Source organism: Aeromonas sp. 95A, from assembly GCF_051919235.1.
Classification (GTDB): domain Bacteria; phylum Pseudomonadota; class Gammaproteobacteria; order Enterobacterales; family Aeromonadaceae; genus Aeromonas; species Aeromonas veronii.
The window spans coordinates 3,314,889-3,332,658 of the sequence record NZ_JBQBFC010000001.1 but is presented as its reverse complement, the minus strand read 5'-3'; the positions used below and the strand labels follow the sequence as shown (position 1 = coordinate 3,332,658).

At 59.0% G+C, this 17,770-nt stretch carries 12 protein-coding genes; 5 read left to right on the top strand and 7 right to left on the bottom strand.

Annotated features, from left to right (window positions below; all coding sequences use genetic code 11):
• Window positions 1–62: 62 nt before the first annotated feature.
• Entirely contained in the window at window positions 63–2,324 is a 2,262-nt protein-coding gene (locus ACTG2U_RS15180; protein ID WP_439974692.1) for a patatin-like phospholipase family protein, read from the bottom strand.
• Window positions 2,325–2,558: 234 nt separating this feature from the next.
• Here ACTG2U_RS15180 and ACTG2U_RS15175 point away from each other — a divergent pair, with 234 nt between their 5' ends.
• Window positions 2,559–4,469: a methyl-accepting chemotaxis protein gene (locus ACTG2U_RS15175; RefSeq protein ID WP_439974691.1), complete on the top strand. Its 1,911-nt coding sequence runs from the start codon at window positions 2,559–2,561 to the stop codon at window positions 4,467–4,469.
• Window positions 4,470–4,559: 90 nt separating this feature from the next.
• Here ACTG2U_RS15175 and ACTG2U_RS15170 read toward each other — a convergent pair whose 3' ends face one another.
• From ACTG2U_RS15170 to ampD, 6 genes are all read right to left on the bottom strand, one after another.
• Window positions 4,560–5,522: a sensor domain-containing diguanylate cyclase gene (locus ACTG2U_RS15170; protein ID WP_439974690.1), complete on the bottom strand. Its 963-nt coding sequence runs from the start codon at window positions 5,520–5,522 to the stop codon at window positions 4,560–4,562.
• 124 nt (window positions 5,523–5,646) lie between these two features.
• On the bottom strand, window positions 5,647–7,074 hold the full coding sequence (lpdA, locus tag ACTG2U_RS15165; protein WP_005341659.1) for a dihydrolipoyl dehydrogenase: 1,428 nt from the start codon (window positions 7,072–7,074) through the stop codon (window positions 5,647–5,649).
• Between the two features lie 147 nt (window positions 7,075–7,221).
• A complete protein-coding gene (gene aceF, locus ACTG2U_RS15160; RefSeq protein ID WP_236768651.1) occupies window positions 7,222–9,111 on the bottom strand; it encodes a pyruvate dehydrogenase complex dihydrolipoyllysine-residue acetyltransferase in 1,890 nt (629 codons plus the stop codon).
• A gap of 119 nt (window positions 9,112–9,230) precedes the next feature.
• Window positions 9,231–11,891, bottom strand: coding sequence for a pyruvate dehydrogenase (acetyl-transferring), homodimeric type (gene aceE, locus ACTG2U_RS15155; protein ID WP_005355086.1), 2,661 nt, complete (start codon window positions 11,889–11,891; stop codon window positions 9,231–9,233).
• 79 nt (window positions 11,892–11,970) lie between these two features.
• Entirely contained in the window at window positions 11,971–12,735 is a 765-nt protein-coding gene (gene pdhR, locus ACTG2U_RS15150) for a pyruvate dehydrogenase complex transcriptional repressor PdhR (RefSeq protein ID WP_005336127.1), read from the bottom strand.
• A gap of 278 nt (window positions 12,736–13,013) precedes the next feature.
• On the bottom strand, window positions 13,014–13,589 hold the full coding sequence (gene ampD, locus ACTG2U_RS15145) for a 1,6-anhydro-N-acetylmuramyl-L-alanine amidase AmpD (RefSeq protein WP_439974689.1): 576 nt from the start codon (window positions 13,587–13,589) through the stop codon (window positions 13,014–13,016).
• A 130-nt stretch (window positions 13,590–13,719) separates the two neighbouring features.
• Here ampD and ACTG2U_RS15140 point away from each other — a divergent pair, with 130 nt between their 5' ends.
• From ACTG2U_RS15140 to tapB, 4 genes are all read left to right on the top strand, one after another.
• Entirely contained in the window at window positions 13,720–14,190 is a 471-nt protein-coding gene (locus tag ACTG2U_RS15140) for a retropepsin-like aspartic protease family protein (RefSeq protein ID WP_270656770.1), read from the top strand.
• Between the two features lie 3 nt (window positions 14,191–14,193).
• On the top strand, window positions 14,194–15,069 hold the full coding sequence (nadC, locus tag ACTG2U_RS15135; RefSeq protein WP_439974688.1) for a carboxylating nicotinate-nucleotide diphosphorylase: 876 nt from the start codon (window positions 14,194–14,196) through the stop codon (window positions 15,067–15,069).
• A 315-nt stretch (window positions 15,070–15,384) separates the two neighbouring features.
• On the top strand, window positions 15,385–15,828 hold the full coding sequence (locus tag ACTG2U_RS15130; RefSeq protein ID WP_439974687.1) for a prepilin-type N-terminal cleavage/methylation domain-containing protein: 444 nt from the start codon (window positions 15,385–15,387) through the stop codon (window positions 15,826–15,828).
• A gap of 2 nt (window positions 15,829–15,830) precedes the next feature.
• On the top strand, window positions 15,831–17,537 hold the full coding sequence (gene tapB / locus ACTG2U_RS15125; RefSeq protein ID WP_139463613.1) for a PilB family type IVa pilus assembly ATPase TapB: 1,707 nt from the start codon (window positions 15,831–15,833) through the stop codon (window positions 17,535–17,537).
• Window positions 17,538–17,770 lie beyond the last annotated feature (233 nt).

Genomic DNA, 17,770 nt, shown 5'->3' with positions numbered 1-17,770 from the left:
TATTTTTTGAAAATTAATTGAACGCCCTCAACCAGAGTTAACAAATTGGCATCATTTCGGCATTATTCGAACGTACTGCCCAATTGCAGATAGAAGACGTCATTGCCCCCCTCCGCCATGCCGTAGCCGAGGAACACAGGGCCGAGGAAGCTCTCCACCCCGACATAAACCGACCCGGCGGTAAACGAGCTCTCCAGACTGATATCCTCACCCTTGTTCCAGACCCCGCCCTGCTCCAGAGATCCACCCAGATAGAGCGGCATCTTGAGGGCACCAAAGTCATTATCTGCCACCCGATAGATGTAACGCAGGCCACCAAACAGGCTGTAGCGACCGCTCAGCTGGTAGCGCTGGAAACCGGAGAGGCGGAACAGCCCGCCCAGATCCTGAATATGCAGCGGCACCACCTCTTCACTGCCCGAGCCCCCCCCTTCGAGGATCAGGTTGAGGCTGTGCCTGTCCCATGACCAAGGCTTGATCATCGAGAGCTGATAATTCCAGCCTTCACTGCGGCCATCTGCTGACTCGAGTCCATCCACACTGACGTGTGAGTGGCCCAGTTTCATGTCCCATTTCATCCCCTGATAGGGGAAATAGCGGCTATCCAGATTGTCGTGTTCAAAGCGGACATAGGGGCCCCACGCCGTGGCATCCATCTCCAGCCCCTTGAAGTTCTTCACATCAATCGTGCCCAGTTGTCCCTCCAGTCCCATCAACAACCGGCTCCAGGGCTGGCGGTTCCAGCCCACCGCCAGATCGCCGCTGAAGAAGGAGTATTCGGAGTCGAGATAGCTTATCGAAACCATCTCGGGATCCGGATTGGGGAAAAACAGGCGGCGCAGGGTCTGGTCATAGGCCAGACTCGCCTCACCATAGAAGGTCTGGGAGGGTTCGAGCGGGGTATAGAAGTCGGTCTTGATATGTTTGGCCGTACCCAGCGACGCCTCGGTCAGCCACTCCGCTCCCCACTCGTTGACGTTGGTGAGGGTATAGGACATGCCTACGTTGTAGTTGGAGGTGTTCTCGAAGTCATCGGTGAAACCGAACTGGAAGTTGAGGTAGCCCGGGCCCCAGTTCTTCTCGCTGGCATCCACCAGCAGCACGTTCTCCCCATCACGCTCCTCCACCTCGTAGGTGATGCGATCGAACGACTCAAGGGCATAGAGGCGGCGAATGCCCGCTTCCAGACTCTCGTTGGTCTGCACCTTGTCAGGCCGCACTTTCAGCATGGCGCGCACCGTCTCGTCGGAGAGGCGCGACTTGTTGATGATCTCCACCTTGTCGATGAAGTAGGCGGGCTGACCGCTACGCTCGGCACGGCGGCTCAGCTTCTGGTTGCGATAGGCGTTGTACTGCGCCTTGGTGAGCGACAGTTTATCGAGTTGCAGCGACACCTTGTCAGCCGCCGTCTCACCGATCTTGATCCCCTCCGGCATCCGGGCAAAGTCGGCGATCCCCATATCGCCAAACTCGGGGGCGATCAGAATATCCTTCGGTCCCATCAGCGCCTTCTGCTTGTCGGTGCCCACCTGGGTCATGTAGGTGGTGAGCTGGTCAATCATCGCCAACCCTGACTTGAGGGACTCCCGGGTACGCAGCTTGGCACCGATATCCACCGCGATCACCACGTCAGCCCCCATCGCCTTGGCGACATCCACCGGCATGTTGTTGACGCTGCCGCCGTCCGCCAGGATGTGCCCCTCCCACTCCACCGGCTTGAGGGCGCCGGGAATGGACATAGAGGCCTGCATCGCCTTGGCCAGGCTGCCGTGATCCAGCACAAAGGGGGTGACCGTCTCCATGTCGGTCGCCATGGCGCGGTAGGGAATGGGGAGATCGTCGAAGCTCTCCTGCACCGGCAGGTTGGAGGTGGCCCCCCGCAGCAGGCTGGCCATGGATTGGCCCTGGAAGAAACCGTCCGGCAGCTGGGTGGTGTCGCCATTCACCCCTATGTCGGTGCGCAGTTGGTACTGCTCGTTCTGTTGCTTTTTGCGCAGCGACAGCTCGTCGCGGCCCACCTTGTCCTGATACCCCTTGTTCCAGTCGATGGCCAAGGTGGTGCGCTCCACCTCCTCGGCACTGAGCCCCATGGCATACATCCCCGCCACATAAGAGCCCATGCTGGTGCCGACTATGATGTCGACCGGAATCCGTTTCTGCTCCAGCACCTTGAGAATGCCGATATGGGCCGAGCCCTTGGCGCCGCCGCCACTGAGCACCACCGCAATCTTCGGGCGCTCCCCCTGTGCCGCCACAGCCAGCAGCGGGCAGGCCGCCAGCATCACCAAAAGCAGACGGGTCCATCCCGCACCTAAGCTGCGCATCATATTTTCCATATTATTCAGAGGGTCAGTCACCAAGGATGGCCTCTACTATAAGGGGCCCGGCAGTTAGCGCAACCGTCAATCCGCATCCCGCCTGTGCTGCATGGCGAAGGGGCACGCCGCCGCCCCTGTGAGCGCAAACGTAATCCGCAAATAAAGAGCTGCAAGCCTCATGGGTAGCGCCTCGCTGCCGCTAATATGAGCGTCGTCAATCTCAACCTTTTGAGCACCTTTATGCTGGCAACCCTCACTCTTAAACAAAAAATACTGGCCACGGTCACCCTGGCCGTGGTCGTCTCCTGCCTGCTGGTAGGCTACTTCAGTCAACGCTCGGCCCAGCAACTGATCGAAAACCGGATGTTCGAGCAGGAGCTCCCCAACCTGACCCAGCGGATCAGCAAGGAGATTGAACAGGATCTCCACGGCATCGCCCAGGCCGCCCGCCAACTGGCCACCGACCGCTTCATCCTCGACTGGGTGGATCGGGGCATGCCCAAAGAGCAGGAGCCAATCCTCATCAACCAGCTCAAGGATGTGGCCAACCAGTATGGTCTGGTGACCGCCTCCTTCGCCGATCGCCAGACCGCCGCCTACTACAACCAGGATGGCTTTCTTCGCAACCTGACCCCCACGCAAGATGCCTGGTTCTATGACTACACCAAGAGCCAGAAGGAGATGACCCTCAGCATCTTCCGCGAGAGCAACGGCGAGGTGAAGCTGTTCGTCAACTTCCAGCAGCTCAACGGGCGCGGGCTGGCCGGCTTTGCCAAATCCCTCGACACCATGGTGACCATGGTCTCCAACTTCCGGCTGGAAGAGAGCGGCATCGTCTTTATGGTCGATGGCAGCGGCAAGGTGAAGCTGCACCCCGAGGCCAACCGTATCGAACGCGATACCTTGGGCGGCATCGCCAGCGGTGATACCGGCAGCCTGCTGGCCAAACGCCCCTTTGCCGTCATCAACGCCGAGGTAAATGGTGAGCCCATGGTACTGGCCAGTAGCTATATCCCGCTGCTCGACTGGTATCTGGTGGCCCAGGTGCCAGAAGCCGAGATCTATGCCGAGCTGGATCAGACCCGCAACGAGATCCTGATGATCTCGCTGGTGATTGCGCTGGCCATGGGGCTGATGGGGATGCTGCTGGCAGGCTCGGTCAGCCGCCCGCTCAACGAGCTGGCCCGCCTGTTCAAGGAGCTGGGCAGCGGCGATGGGGATCTTACCCAGCGCCTCAAGGTGGAAGGACGTGACGAACTGAGTCAGGTCGCCACCGGCTTCAACAACTTCGTCGCCAAGATCTACGGCTCCATCGAGCAGGTGGCGGAGAACTCCCGCCAGCTCGCGGCCACCGCCAACGAGGTGGCCAACAAGGCGCAGCTGACCCAGCACAACTGTACTGCCCAGCGCGATCGCACCGTACAGGTGGCCACCGCCATCCACGAAATGGGGGCCACGGTAAGCGAGATCGCCGGTAACGCCTCGCTGGCAGCCGAAGTCGCCAGACAGGCCAACGATCAGGCCGATGCAGGTGCGGTAGTGGTGGCGCAGGCACGCCACGGCATCGTCGACCTCTCCGGCGAGATTGAGCAGGTGGCCGGAGTTATCGAATCGCTGGCGAGCCAGACCGACTCCATCGGCAGCATCCTAGAAACCATACGCAGCATCTCGGAGCAGACCAACCTGCTGGCACTGAACGCCGCCATTGAGGCCGCTCGCGCCGGTGAACAGGGTCGCGGTTTCGCCGTGGTGGCAGATGAGGTGCGTAACCTCGCCAACCGCTCCGCCGCCTCGACTGCCGAGATCCAGGGGATGATCAACCGCTTGCAGGAACAGAGTGCCCGCGCCGTCAGCGCCATGGCGCAGGGGCGTAACCAGAGTCTGGAGGTGGTGAGCCAGGCCGATGAGGCCAACGCCGCCCTCGGCCAGATCACCGCCCACATCACCCAGATCAACGACATGAACATCCAGGTCGCCACCGCCACCGAGGAGCAGTCCAGTGTGGTCGGCGAGATCAACCGCAACGTGGAAGACATCAACCAGCTCACCATGGAGACCGCCGATATCGCCCACCAGCTGACCGAATCGAGCCGCAGCCTGCAGCAGCTCTCCGGTCAGCTGGACAAGCTGGTCGGCAACTTCCGGCTCTGACCCCGACCTTGGCCTTGACCTAAGCCATCAACAACAGAGAGCGCCGTGGCGCTCTCTGTTGTTTTGGTGGCGGCTAATCCGGCATAGCAGTCAGCCCTTGCCATCCCGTTTGCGCTGATACATCAGCTCATCCGCGCGGGTGAGCAGCTCGGCAAGGGAAGCACAGCCGTGCCCGTCATAGCAGACAATCCCGGTGCTGCAGGTCAGCGCATAACCGCAACCACTGTGCTGATTGTGCTCGGCCAACATGGCATTGAAACGCTCATAAGCCAGTTGTGCCTGCGCCTCCACTACATTGGGCAACAGGACGGCGAACTCATCGCCGCCCATGCGGGCAAACACGTCGGCGCCACGAAAAGCCTGCTTGAGCAGAGTGGCAAAGGCGATCAGGGCCCGATCCCCTTCTGCATGCCCCCACCGATCATTGATCCCCTTGAAGCCATTGAGATCCAGATAGAGCAGCGCCAGTGGCATCTGCAAGCGACTGGCCAGCGAGAGGCTCTTCTCCGCCAGCATCACGAACCCGCGCCGATTGGAGATCAGGGTCAACTCATCAATGGTGGCCAGCTGCACCGCTTCGAGCTCCCGCACCACCATCGCCGCCAGATCCTTGAGCAGTCCCACATCCTCCTCACTCAATTCCCGTGGCACAGTATCTATGATGCAGAGCGTCCCCAATTTGCAGCCGTTGGCGATCCGCAGTGGCTGTCCGGCATAGAAGCGGATGCCGGGCCCGCCCACCACCAGCGGATTGTCGGCAAAGCGGGGATCCTGCGAAGCATCCGGCACGATAAAGGTCTCATTGCCCATGATGGCGTGGCCACAGAACGAAATGTCCCGGGCAGTCTCACGGACCTCCAGTCCGATACAGGATTTGAACCACTGGCGATCTTCATCCACCAGACTCACCAGCGCGATGGGGACATTGAATACCCGTCTGGCCATGCGGGTCAGCCGATCAAACCGCTCCTCAGCCTCGGAATCCAGCAAAGAGAGCCGCCGCAGGGTCTCCAACCGCAATGCCTCATCGGGTGGAATGGGTGCTTCTAGCATCGTGCCTCTCTCATCAGTGCCAAAACCTATCTTTAGCATATTGGGCTTTGTCGAAGTCGGGGCAGCAAGGAGAAAACAAAAAGCCGCTCATTCGAGCGGCTTTTTAGACAAGAGGGGAAGAAAATTACTTTTTCTTCTTGGCCTTGGCGTTCGGCAGGTCGGTGATGGAGCCTTCGAACACTTCGGCAGCCAGACCCACGGACTCGTGCAGAGTCGGGTGAGCATGGATGGTCAGCGCGATATCTTCGGCGTCAGCACCCATCTCGATGGCCAGACCGATTTCACCCAGCAGTTCACCACCGTTGGTACCGACGATGGCACCACCAATGACGCGGCCGCTCTCCTTGTCGAAGATCAGCTTGGTCATGCCATCGGAGCAGTCGGACGCAATGGCGCGACCGGAAGCAGCCCACGGGAAGGTGGCGACTTCGAAGTTCAGGCCCTGTTGCTTGGCTTCCTTCTCGGTCAGACCAACCCATGCCATTTCTGGCTCGGTGTAGGCGATGGACGGGATCACTTTCGGGTCGAAGTAGTGCTTCTTGCCGGCGATCACTTCAGCGGCAACGTGACCTTCGTGAACACCTTTGTGTGCCAGCATCGGCTGACCCACGATGTCACCGATGGCATGGATGTGCGCCACGTTGGTACGCAGCTGCTTGTCCACCTCGATGAAACCGCGCTCGGTCACGGCAACGCCAGCTTTCTCGGCATCCAGCATCTTGCCATTCGGCACACGACCTACTGCAACCAGCACGTTGTCGTAACGAACCGGCTCGGCCGGGGCGTGCTTGCCTTCATAGGAGACGTACAGACCGTCTTCGCGAGCTTCAACTGCGGTGACCTTGGTCTCCAGCATGATGTTGAATTTCTTGGCGACGCGCTTGGTATAGATCTTGACGATGTCTTTGTCGGCAGCCGGAACCAGCTGGTCGGCAAATTCCACCACGTCGATCTCGGAACCCAGAGAGGAGTAAACGGTACCCATCTCCAGACCGATGATGCCGCCACCGATAACCAGCAGTTTGCCGGGAACGGTTTTCAGCTCCAGCGCATCGGTAGAGTCCCATACGCGCGGGTCATCGTGGGGGATGAACGGCAGCTTCACCGGACGGGAACCGGCCGCGATGATGGCGTTGTCGAAGGTCACGGTAGTCTTGCCGTCTTCCCCGGTCACTTCGAGCGTGTTCGGGCCGGTAAATTTACCCAAGCCGTTAACAACCTGAACTTTACGCATCTTGGCCATGCCAGCCAGACCGCCGGTCAGCTGGTTGATAACCTTCTCTTTCCACAGACGGATCTTGTCGATGTCGGTCTGCGGTGCACCGAAGACGATGCCGTGCTCGGCCAGCGCCTTGGCTTCTTCAATCACTTTGGCAACGTGCAGCAGCGCCTTGGAGGGGATGCAGCCCACGTTCAGGCAGACGCCACCCAGGGTGGAGTAACGCTCGACGATAATAGTATCCAGACCCAGATCGGCTGCACGGAAAGCAGCGGAATAACCGGCAGGGCCAGCACCCAGTACTACGACCTGGGTTTTGATTTCTTTACTCATCATGACCTCTTTGTCGTTCTTATATCCCCGGACAGCGCAGTCTTATACCGAAACGGGTGGCTGCAGCCGTGAAAAAACGGGGCAAGTTTACGATCATGTTAATGAAATGAGAAGTAAAAAGGGCAGGCTCTGGGCCCGCCCTCTCACTTACAGGACCAGTCGACGAATGTCGGACAGCACGCCGTTCATGGTGGTGATGAAGCGAGCCCCATCAGCACCATCGATCACGCGGTGGTCGTAGCTCAGAGCCAGCGGCAGCATCAGGCGCGGCGCAAACTCTTTGCCATTCCACTTCGGCTTCATCTCGGACTTGGAGACACCGAGGATGGCCACTTCCGGCGCGTTGACGATCGGGGTAAAGCTGGTACCGCCGATGCCACCCAGGCTGGAGATGGTGAAGCAACCACCCTGCATGTCGGCAGCGGTCAGCTTGCCGGCACGGGCCTTCTTGGAGATCTCGGCCAGATCGCGAGACAGCTCCATGATGCCCTTCTTGTTAACATCGCGCACCACGGGCACAACCAGACCGTTGGGGGTATCTACCGCCACACCGATGTGGATGTACTTCTTCATGATCAGCTTGCTGCCATCTTCGGACAGGGAGCTGCAGAAGCGCGGGTGGGCTTCCAGCGCCTTGGCGGCGGCTTTCAGGATGAACACCAGCGGGGTGATCTTCACGTCTGCCTTCTGCTTCTCGAGCATCGCGTTCTGCTCTTTGCGGAACGCTTCCAGCTCGGTGGTATCAGCTTCGTCGAACTGGGTGACATGAGGGATCATGACCCAGTTACGGTGCAGGTTCGGGCCGGAGATCTTCTGGATGCGGGTCAGCTCGACCTCTTCCACATCACCGAACTTGCTGAAGTCTACCTTCGGCCACGGCAGTACGCCCAGACCGTTGCCACCGGCTACGCCGGCAGAGGCAGGAGCGGACTCGGCACGCTTGATGGCATCCTTTACGTAGGCTTGTACGTCTTCTTTGACGATGCGGCCCTTGCGACCGGAGGCTTTCACCTTGGCCAGGTTGACACCGAACTCGCGCGCCAGACGGCGTACCGCCGGAGAGGCGTGTACATAAGCGTCGTTGGCAACGAAATCGGTCGCAGCGGCAGCAGCCTGGGCAACCGGAGCCGGAGCAGCGGCAACAGGGGCTGCAGCGACCGGGGCGGCAGCTTGAGCAACCGGCGCGGCGGCAGGAGCAGCGCCAGCCACTTCGAATACCATAATCAGGGAACCAGTTGAGACCTTGTCACCCGCCTTCACCTTGATCTCTTTGACCACACCGGCGAACGGCGCAGGCACTTCCATGGAGGCCTTGTCACCTTCCACGGCGATCAGGGATTGGTCGGCTTCAACCTTGTCACCCACGGCAACCATGATCTCGGTGACTTCCACTTCGTCGCCACCGATATCCGGTACGTTGACCTCTTTGGCCGCAGCGGCAACCGGGGCAGCAGCCACCGGAGCGGCAGCTTGAGCCGGAGCAGCAGCGGCAGCAGGCGCAGCGCCAGCCACTTCAAATACCATCACCAGAGAACCGGTAGAGACCTTGGCGCCGGCGGCAACCTTGATCTCGACCACGCGGCCTGCGAACGGAGCCGGTACTTCCATGGAGGCCTTGTCACCTTCCACGGCAATGATGGACTGGTCAGCTTCTACCATGTCGCCCACGGCAACCATGATTTCAGTCACGTCCACTTCGTCGTCACCGATGTCCGGTACGTGCACATCTTTGCGCACGGCAGCGGCAGGTGCGGCGGCCGGTGCAGCAGCAACCGGTGCAGCCACTTCAGCAGGGGCGGCAGCGCCTTCGGCTTCGAAGATCATGATCTGGGAACCGGTGGCAACCTTGTCGCCCACCTTGATCAGGATCTCTTTGACGATACCGGCTGACGGGGCCGGAACTTCCATGGAGGCCTTGTCGCCTTCTACCGCGATGATGGACTGGTCCAGCTCGACCTTGTCACCCACGGCCACCATGATCTCGGTGACTTCAACCTCATCGGCGCCGATATCCGGCACCATAATCTGTTTGGACATTGTGCTTTATCCTCTTGCGTCGATCCGCGTGGCTGGCTGATGCTGCCACGCACATCTCGCGTTAACCGTTTTAAATCCTGGCAGGGTCGCGCCGTATGACGGCGCGACCCTTGATCCACTTACGCGTACAGCGGGTTGACCTTGTCGGCATCGATGCCGTACTTGGCGATGGCGTCGGCCACAACCTGCTTGTCTACCTCGCCGCGCTTGGCCAGTTCGGTCAGAGCAGCAACCACCACGTAGAACTCGTTCACTTCGAAGTGACGACGCAGGTTGGCACGGCTGTCGGAACGGCCGTAACCGTCGGTACCCAGCACGCGGTAGTTCTCGGTCGGAACGAAGGCGCGAACCTGATCGGCGAAGGACTTCATGTAGTCGGTCGCAGCGATGGTGGCTTCGGAACCCAGTACCTGAGCGATGTACGGTACGCGAGCTTCGGCAGTCGGGTGCAGCATGTTCCAGCGATCCGCGTCCTGACCGTCACGGGCCAGCTCGTTGAAGGAGGTGACGCTGAACACATCAGAACCGATGCCGTACTCGCTGGCCAGGATCTGGGCAGCCTTGCGCACGTGACCCAAGATGGAACCACAACCCAGCAGCTGAACTTTCGCCTTGGCACCGGCGACGGATTCCAGCTTGTAGATACCCTTGCGGATGCCTTCCTCGGCGCCTTCCGGCATGGCCGGCATGGCATAGTTCTCGTTCAGGGTGGTGATGTAGTAGAACACGTTCTCCGGGTTCTCACCGTACATGCGGCGCAGGCCGTCCTGTACGATCACCGCCACTTCATAGGCGTAGGACGGATCGTAGGAGATGCAGTTCGGGATGGTGTTCGCCAGGATGTGGCTGTGACCATCTTCGTGCTGCAGACCTTCGCCGTTCAGGGTAGTACGACCGGAGGTCGCACCCAGCAGGAAGCCACGGGCTTGCTGGTCACCGGCTGCCCACGCCATGTCGCCGATCCGCTGGAAGCCGAACATGGAGTAGTAGATGTAGAACGGGATCATCGGGCAGTCGTTGGTGCTGTAAGAGGTCGCAGCAGCCAGCCAGGAGGACATGGCGCCCAGCTCGTTGATACCGTCTTGCAGAACCTGACCCTGCTTGTCTTCCTTGTAGTAGGAGACGATGTCGCGGTCTTGCGGGGTGTACTGCTGACCGTGCGGGCTGTAGATACCGATCTGGCGGAACAGACCTTCCATACCGAAGGTACGGGCTTCGTCGGCCAGGATCGGAACGATACGCTTGCCGATGGACTTGTCTTTCAGCATCACGTTCAGGGAACGCACGAACGCCATGGTGGTGGAGATTTCGCGCGCCTGCTCACCCAGCAGCGGACCGAAGGCATCCAGTGCCGGGATTTCCAGCTTGGTGGTGCTTTCGCGCAGACGGGTCGGCACATAGCCTTTCAGGGCTGTGCGACGGTCATGCAGGTATTTGTGCTCGGCAGAACCGGCTTCGATCTTCAGGTACGGCAGATCGGCCAGCTGCTCGTCGGCCACCGGCAGGTTGAAGCGGTCACGCAGGTGACGCACGGAGTCCAGCTCCATCTTCTTGACCTGGTGAGCGATGTTCTTGCCTTCGGCCGCTTCACCCATGCCGTAACCCTTGATGGTCTTGGCCAGAATAACGGTCGGCTTGCCCTTGGTCTGGGTCGCCTTGTTGAATGCGGCGAACAGTTTGCGAGGATCGTGACCACCGCGGTTCAGGGCGAAGATCTCCTCGTCGGTCATGTCTTTGACCAGCGCGGCAGTTTCCGGATAACGGTTGAAGAAGTGCTCGCGGATGTAGCCACCGTCGCGGGACTTCATGGTCTGGTAGTCACCGTCCACGGTCTCGTTCATCAGCTGGATCAGCTTGCCGGAAGTGTCTTTCTTCAGCAGCTCATCCCACTTGCGACCCCAGATCACCTTGGTCACGTCCCAACCGGCGCCGGCGAACAGGCCTTCCAGCTCGTTGATGACCTTGCCGTTACCGACAACCGGACCATCCAGACGCTGCAGGTTGCAGTTGACCACGAACACCAGGTTGTCGAGCTTTTCACGCACGGCAACGGTCAGGGCACCCTTGGCTTCCGGCTCGTCCATCTCGCCGTCACCCAGGAAGGCGTAAACGGTCTGCTCGGAGCAATCTTTAATACCACGGTCGGTCAGGTACTTCAGGAAGCGAGCCTGATAGATGGCGGCGATGGGGCCCAGACCCATGGAGACGGTCGGGAACTGCCAGAAGTCCGGCATCAGTTTCGGGTGCGGATAGGAAGGGATACCCTTGCCATCCACTTCCTGACGGAAGTTGTCCAGCTGCTCTTCGGTCAGACGACCTTCAGCAAAGGCGCGAGCATAGATGCCCGGGGAGATGTGACCCTGGAAGTAAACCAGATCGCCACCATCCTTCTCGTTGCGAGCACGGAAGAAGTGGTTGAAGCAGACATCATAGATGGTCGCAGAAGAAGCGAAGGAAGACATGTGACCACCCAGGTCCAGGTCTTTCTTGGACGCGCGCAGCACGATCATCATGGCGTTCCAGCGGATGATGGCGCGAATGCGGCGTTCCATCTCCAGGTCACCCGGGTAGTCCGGCTCATCGCTGGACGGGATGGTGTTGATGTAATCGCGATTTGCCTTGGCAGCCACGTCCACACCGCTTACGCGGGCTTTCTCGGCCAACTGTTCAAGGATGAACTGAGCGCGTTGCGGACCCTCTTCACGCAGCAGGGATTCCAGAGAGGCAAGCCACTCCAGCGTTTCTATCGGGTCCACATCGTTCTTCAGGATATCAGACATGGCTGGTTCCTATGTTGTTGTGATTGCACGGCATTGCACGGCGAAGGGCGCAAGCATTCGACAATAGAGCCTTGTGGGATTAGTTTTCCTGCTGACGGATCCGACGCATGGATCGCTGGATCCGGCTGTCTTCCCTCTGCATATCCAACAAGGTGTCCTCGATAAAGGCCAGATGCTCATGACAAGCTGTTCTGGCCCGCTCCGGAGCCCCCGAAAGAATAGCCTCGATCAGGTTCGCGCGATGGCGACGTATCTTGGCTACCACTCCCGGGCGGCGATTCAAAATCTCGTTATTCTGCAGAATGTTCTGCTCGAGCATCGGGCTCATGGCCCGCAGCAGGTGCAGCAGCACCACGTTGTGGGACGCCTCGGCCACCGCCAGATAGAACTGGGTCACGGCTGCCGACTCGGCCACCAGCGAGCCCAGCTGGCCCGCCTCTTCGATGGTGGTTTGCACCTGACGAATGCGCTCGAAATCAGACCCGGTTCCCCGCAAAGCCGCGTAGTAGGCACAGATGCCTTCCAGCGCGTGGCGAAACTCCAGCAGGTCATACTGGGCTTCCGGGTGGGTACTGAGCAGTTCGAACAGAGGATCGGCGATCCCCTTGCTCAGGGCATTCTGCACATAAGTGCCGCCGCCCTGACGGCGATAAAGCAATCCGCGCGCTTCCAGTCGCTGGATGGCTTCGCGCAAGGAGGGGCGCGATACCTGAAACTGGATGGCGAGTTCCCGCTCGGGAGGCAATTTCTGCCCCGGCTGCAGGCTGCCTTCCAGAATCATCTGTTCCAGCTCGGCGACAATGGAGTCGGCCAACTTGGGTTGCGTAATCTTGCGATAGGGCATGAGGCTACTTTGTTAAATTGGTATTACCAATTTTATGGATGGGGCGAAAATTAGCAGAGGCCTTTTGAAAAGTCCACTCAAAAGATGATCTGAGTCAAGAATCAACCCCACCACTTAAGAGGTAAAGCAGGGGAAACATGATTTAGCTCATAGAAAATGGTCTGACCAATATTCTTGACCACGCTCACAAATAACATTTGCGCAACCAGAGACAAAAATGGCCTGCCAGATAGGCAAGCCATTGATTTTAAAACCCAAACTAAATTTGAATATTTACTTTAGTTGTTTAGTAACTGACGGTAGTAATCCCACTGGAAACTGGCGCCGGGATCCGTCTTGCGCCCTGGTGCGATATCGCAATGGCCGACAATTTTTTCGTGGGTAATCGCCGGATAGCGCTCCGAGATGGCTCGGGTGAGCCCCGCCAGCGCCCGGTACTGAGCCTCGGTATAGGGGATTTCGTCAGTCCCTTCCAGCTCGATGCCGATGGAGAAGTCATTGCATGCCTCCCTCCCCTGCCAGCTCGAGACACCAGCGTGCCAGGCGCGCGCGCCGAATGGCACATACTGCACCAACTCGCCATCACGGCGGATCAGGCAATGAGCCGAAACCCGCAGCTGATGGATACCGGCAAAATAGGGGTGAGCATCGGGGTCGAGTCGCCCCATAAAGAGATCGTCGATAAAGGGGCCACCGAACTCCCCCGGCGGCAGGCTGATGCCATGAACCACCAGCAGGGAGATATCATCCGGCGCGGCCCGTTCGTTGTGATGGTGAGAAGGCACCCGGCGCGCCTGCTGGCACCAGCCAGTGGCATCGATAGAGAAACAAGGTTGCGAAGCAAGTTGAGTCATCGGCTACTCGAGTTGGCTGATAAATGGCGAAAAAACGAAGATACCTGATAGGCAACCCGGCACCAACTCACTGAATCAACGGGAAATGGTATGTTAGGCTGAGTCATCTTCCGCTCGATATGGATGGGGTATGCAGCACACGGCACGCTGGATGTGGTTACTGGCCTGGCTCTCTTTGATGAGCCTGCTGACCCTCTATTTTCACTCCCGCAACCAACCAAGCGTCACCGCCAGCGGCGAGCTGTTGCTGCGGGCCGACCAGAGCGGCCACTATCGTCTGGAGGGTGCCATCAACGGTCAGCCGGTGCAACTGCTGCTCGATACCGGCGCCACCCGTATCACCATCCCGCAGCAGGTTGCCGAGCGGCTCGGCCTAACCGCTCATGGCAGCAGCCAGGTCAATACCGCTGCGGGGCAGATCCGGGTCGGCAACGGCACCATCGAAACGCTGGCGATGGGGCCATTGACCTTGTACGATCTGGCCATCTTTATCAATCCGGCGGCAGACGGTGACGAAGTGCTGGTTGGCATGAACGCCCTCGGTCGGCTGGAGCTGGTTCAAAAGGAGCGGCAACTGCTGCTCAGACCCTTGCAGGAATAAGGCATGTTTCAACAGGATGTCAGCCGCGCCGTGCGCGCCGCACTACTCGAAGATCTGGGCGATGCCCTCACTACGCTGGACCAACCGGACGCCAGCGCCGATATCACCGCCCAGCTGATCCCGGCCGATCGGATGGCCAGCGCCCGGGTCATCACCCGTGAGGCCGGTGTGTTCTGCGGCCAGCCCTGGGTCGATGAAGTCTTCTCGCAACTGAAGGCCCAGCTCGGCGGCGACGTCAAGGTAGAGTGGAAGGTGCAGGATGGAGAAGTGCTCTCCCCCAATCAGGAGCTGTTCCGCCTCCACGGCCCTGCCCGCCTGCTGCTGACCGGCGAGCGCAATGCCCTGAACTTTGTCCAGACCCTCTCTGGTGTCGCCACCCTCGCCGCCCGCTATGTGGCAGAGCTGGAGGGCACTGACTGCCGCCTGCTCGACACCCGCAAAACCATCCCTGGGCTGCGCACCGCCCAGAAGTACGCAGTCACCTGTGGCGGCGGCAAGAATCATCGCATCGGCCTCTACGACGCTTACCTCATCAAAGAGAACCATATCCTCGCCTGTGGCGGCATTGCCGAGGCAATTAGCGAGGCTCGTCATCTCAATCCGGGCAAACCGGTGGAGGTGGAAGTGGAATCACTGGCAGAGCTGGAACAGGCGCTGGCGGCAAAGGCCAATATCGTGATGCTCGACAACTTCGACGTGACCATGATGCGGGAAGCGGTCGCCATCAATCAGGGCCGCGCCAAGCTGGAAGTCTCCGGCAATGTGACCCTCGACACTCTGGCCGAGTTTGCGGCCACCGGCGTCGATTTTATCTCGGTCGGGGCGCTGACCAAGCATGTACGGGCGCTCGATCTCTCCATGCGCTTTATCCAGCAGTGAGATTCACCCCGCAGGCCTGAGCAAATACTCGACCTAACCGGATAAACAACTTGCAAAAGGCGCCATGGGCGCCTTTTCTTTATGCAGGATCCCTCAGCAAAGGAGTGTAATGACGGACCCGCTTTCACCCGTAACAAAGAGTCATAAGAAGCCACTTATTTTATGACTCGCATCAAGTTTTTGGTAAATGACATGAAAGTGGTTAACAAAGGCAGCAATCTCTGTTGCCACACCTGATAGCTCGGATAAGATACTGACGTTCGGACGATTTTCTACCGACACTTCCCAGGAACCAAGGATAAAAGGATATTTCAAATGAAGAAACAATCGGGTTTTACCCTTATTGAACTGATGATCGTGGTCGCGATCGTGGCCATTCTGGCGGCGGTAGCACTGCCGGCATATCAGAACTACACCAAAAAAGCCAAGATGACAGAATTGGTGGCAGCAACTGGAGCAGTAAAACTAGCAGTAGAATTATGTGCACAAACCAAAGCAACACCAACGACTTACGGCGACGAATGCATCAAATCCACAAATGGTATTCCTGCTAACGTAACTAGTGGGGCGATTGAAATCACTACAGCCAAAGTCAATGCATCCAATGTCTCAGTGACTGCAGAAGTAGGTGCTTCTGGTGCAGCCCCGTTAAGTGCAGGCGACAGCTATGTACTCACTGGTACAGTGGATGGCAATAGTAAAGTCACTTGGAAAGCCACATGTGTTAATGGTTCGAAAACTCTTGATTACTGCCCATAGTAATGACCTCTAGCCCCAATAGCGGCCTGGCGTTAAGCCTGGCCGCCTCTTCACTGATCAGTGAAGAGGACTCTCAGCGCTATCTGAGCCAGGCCAAGGCCCAGCGCAAACCCTTTGTGACATTTCTGATAGAGAACGAGATCCTCGACAGCAAGGCGCTCGCCGATTTTTGCGAGCTGGAGTATGGGGTACCTCTGCTGGATCTTGCCGCCTTCGACTTGGCCGAGATCCCGCAGAAGTACCTCAATCAGAAGCTGATTGAGAAACACCACGTCCTGCCCATCTACACCCAGGGGCACACCCTCTATATCGCCATGTCGGACCCGACCAATGTCTCGGCGTTGGAGGACTTTGGCTTCAGCTTCGGGCTTCATACCGAGGCGCTGCTAGTGGAGGAGAACAAGCTCACCGCCGCCATCGGCAAGCTGCTGGAGAGTGAAAACGACGCCCTCGGCATGGAGGATATCGACGAGTCCGAGATTTCTGATCTCGAGGTCTCCGACGATAACAGCCGGCTGGACGAGAGCGTCAATACTGCCGATGACGATGCTCCCATCGTCAAGTACATCAACAAGATCCTGATGGATGCCATCAAGCGCGGCGCCTCCGACCTGCACTTCGAGCCTTACGAGTTCAAGTATCGGGTGCGCTTTCGCATCGATGGCATTCTGCATGAAATTGCCACACCGCCGGTCAACCTCTCCAACCGCTTTTCCGCTCGCCTCAAGGTGATGGCGCGACTCGATATCGCCGAGCGGCGGCTGCCACAGGATGGCCGCATCAAGTTGAAGTTGTCGCGCAACAAGTCGATGGATATGCGGGTCAACACCCTGCCCACCATGTGGGGGGAGAAGATCGTTATCCGTCTGCTCGACTCCTCGGCGGCACGCCTTAATATCGAGCAACTCGGCTTTGATGACCGGCAGAAGGCGCAGTACCTGCGCGCCCTCTCCAAGCCACAGGGAATGATCCTGGTGACCGGCCCCACCGGCTCGGGCAAAACGGTCTCGCTCTATACCGGCCTCAATATTCTCAACACCACCGAGGTCAATATCTCTACCGCCGAAGATCCGGTGGAGATCAATCTGCCCGGCGTCAACCAGGTGCAGGTCAATCCCAAGGCGGGGCTCACCTTTGCCAGCGCCCTGCGCTCCTTCTTGCGGCAAGACCCAGATGTGGTGATGGTGGGTGAAATTCGCGATCTCGAAACCGCCGAAATCGCCATCAAGGCGGCGCAGACCGGCCACCTGGTGCTCTCCACCCTGCATACCAACTCCGCCGCCGAGACCCTGACCCGGATGATGAACATGGGGGTGCCGGCCTTCAACATCGCCTCCTCGGTGACCCTGATCATGGCCCAGCGGCTGGCCCGTAAACTGTGCGACCACTGCAAGGCACCGGAAGTGGTGCCGGAAGCAGAACTGCTGGAGCTGGGCTTTACGCCGCAGCAGTTGGCGGCGGGGCTGCGACTGTTCAAACCGGTCGGCTGCAAGGAGTGTTCCGGCGGCTACAAGGGGCGAGTCGGCATTTACGAAATCATGTTGATGTCGGAGAACATCGCCAAATTGATCATGCAAGGGGCCAACTCCCTGCAAATCGCCGCGATCGCCCAAAAAGAGGGGATGCGTACCCTGCGCACCTCGGGGCTGGAGAAGGCCCGGCTCGGGGTCACCAGTCTGGCCGAGGTCAACCGGGTCACAACCAACTGATCCATGTGACGGAACGACCCGACGGTTTGGCTGGCAGAGCGAATTCGTCGTTCACGAACACGGGACGGACGATAGTCAGGACAACGGAGTAATCAGATATTCAAGTAACTGGGCTGGCGCCAAGAAGGTACCACCCCCCCTATCAGTACCCCGCAGGCATCAAGCCAGTCGGGCACCTTGACCAGGTTGGTGACGCGCAGAGCCAGGCTCTGACAACCAACCCCATTGCAGGA

Bases quoted from the DNA above. Each gene is read 5' to 3' on its own strand.
- tapB (WP_139463613.1), top strand. From the start codon at position 15,831: ATGACCTCTAGCCCCAATAGCGGCCTGGCGTTAAGCCTGGCCGCCTCT.
- ACTG2U_RS15175 (WP_439974691.1), top strand. From the start codon at position 2,559: ATGCTGGCAACCCTCACTCTTAAACAAAAAATACTGGCCACGGTCACC.
- aceE (WP_005355086.1), bottom strand. From the start codon at position 11,891: ATGTCTGATATCCTGAAGAACGATGTGGACCCGATAGAAACGCTGGAG.
- ACTG2U_RS15130 (WP_439974687.1), top strand. From the start codon at position 15,385: ATGAAGAAACAATCGGGTTTTACCCTTATTGAACTGATGATCGTGGTC.
- ampD (WP_439974689.1), bottom strand. From the start codon at position 13,589: ATGACTCAACTTGCTTCGCAACCTTGTTTCTCTATCGATGCCACTGGC.
- ACTG2U_RS15140 (WP_270656770.1), top strand. From the start codon at position 13,720: ATGCAGCACACGGCACGCTGGATGTGGTTACTGGCCTGGCTCTCTTTG.
- ACTG2U_RS15180 (WP_439974692.1), bottom strand. From the start codon at position 2,324: ATGCGCAGCTTAGGTGCGGGATGGACCCGTCTGCTTTTGGTGATGCTG.
- lpdA (WP_005341659.1), bottom strand. From the start codon at position 7,074: ATGAGTAAAGAAATCAAAACCCAGGTCGTAGTACTGGGTGCTGGCCCT.
- ACTG2U_RS15170 (WP_439974690.1), bottom strand. From the start codon at position 5,522: ATGCTAGAAGCACCCATTCCACCCGATGAGGCATTGCGGTTGGAGACC.
- pdhR (WP_005336127.1), bottom strand. From the start codon at position 12,735: ATGCCCTATCGCAAGATTACGCAACCCAAGTTGGCCGACTCCATTGTC.
- nadC (WP_439974688.1), top strand. From the start codon at position 14,194: ATGTTTCAACAGGATGTCAGCCGCGCCGTGCGCGCCGCACTACTCGAA.
- aceF (WP_236768651.1), bottom strand. From the start codon at position 9,111: ATGTCCAAACAGATTATGGTGCCGGATATCGGCGCCGATGAGGTTGAA.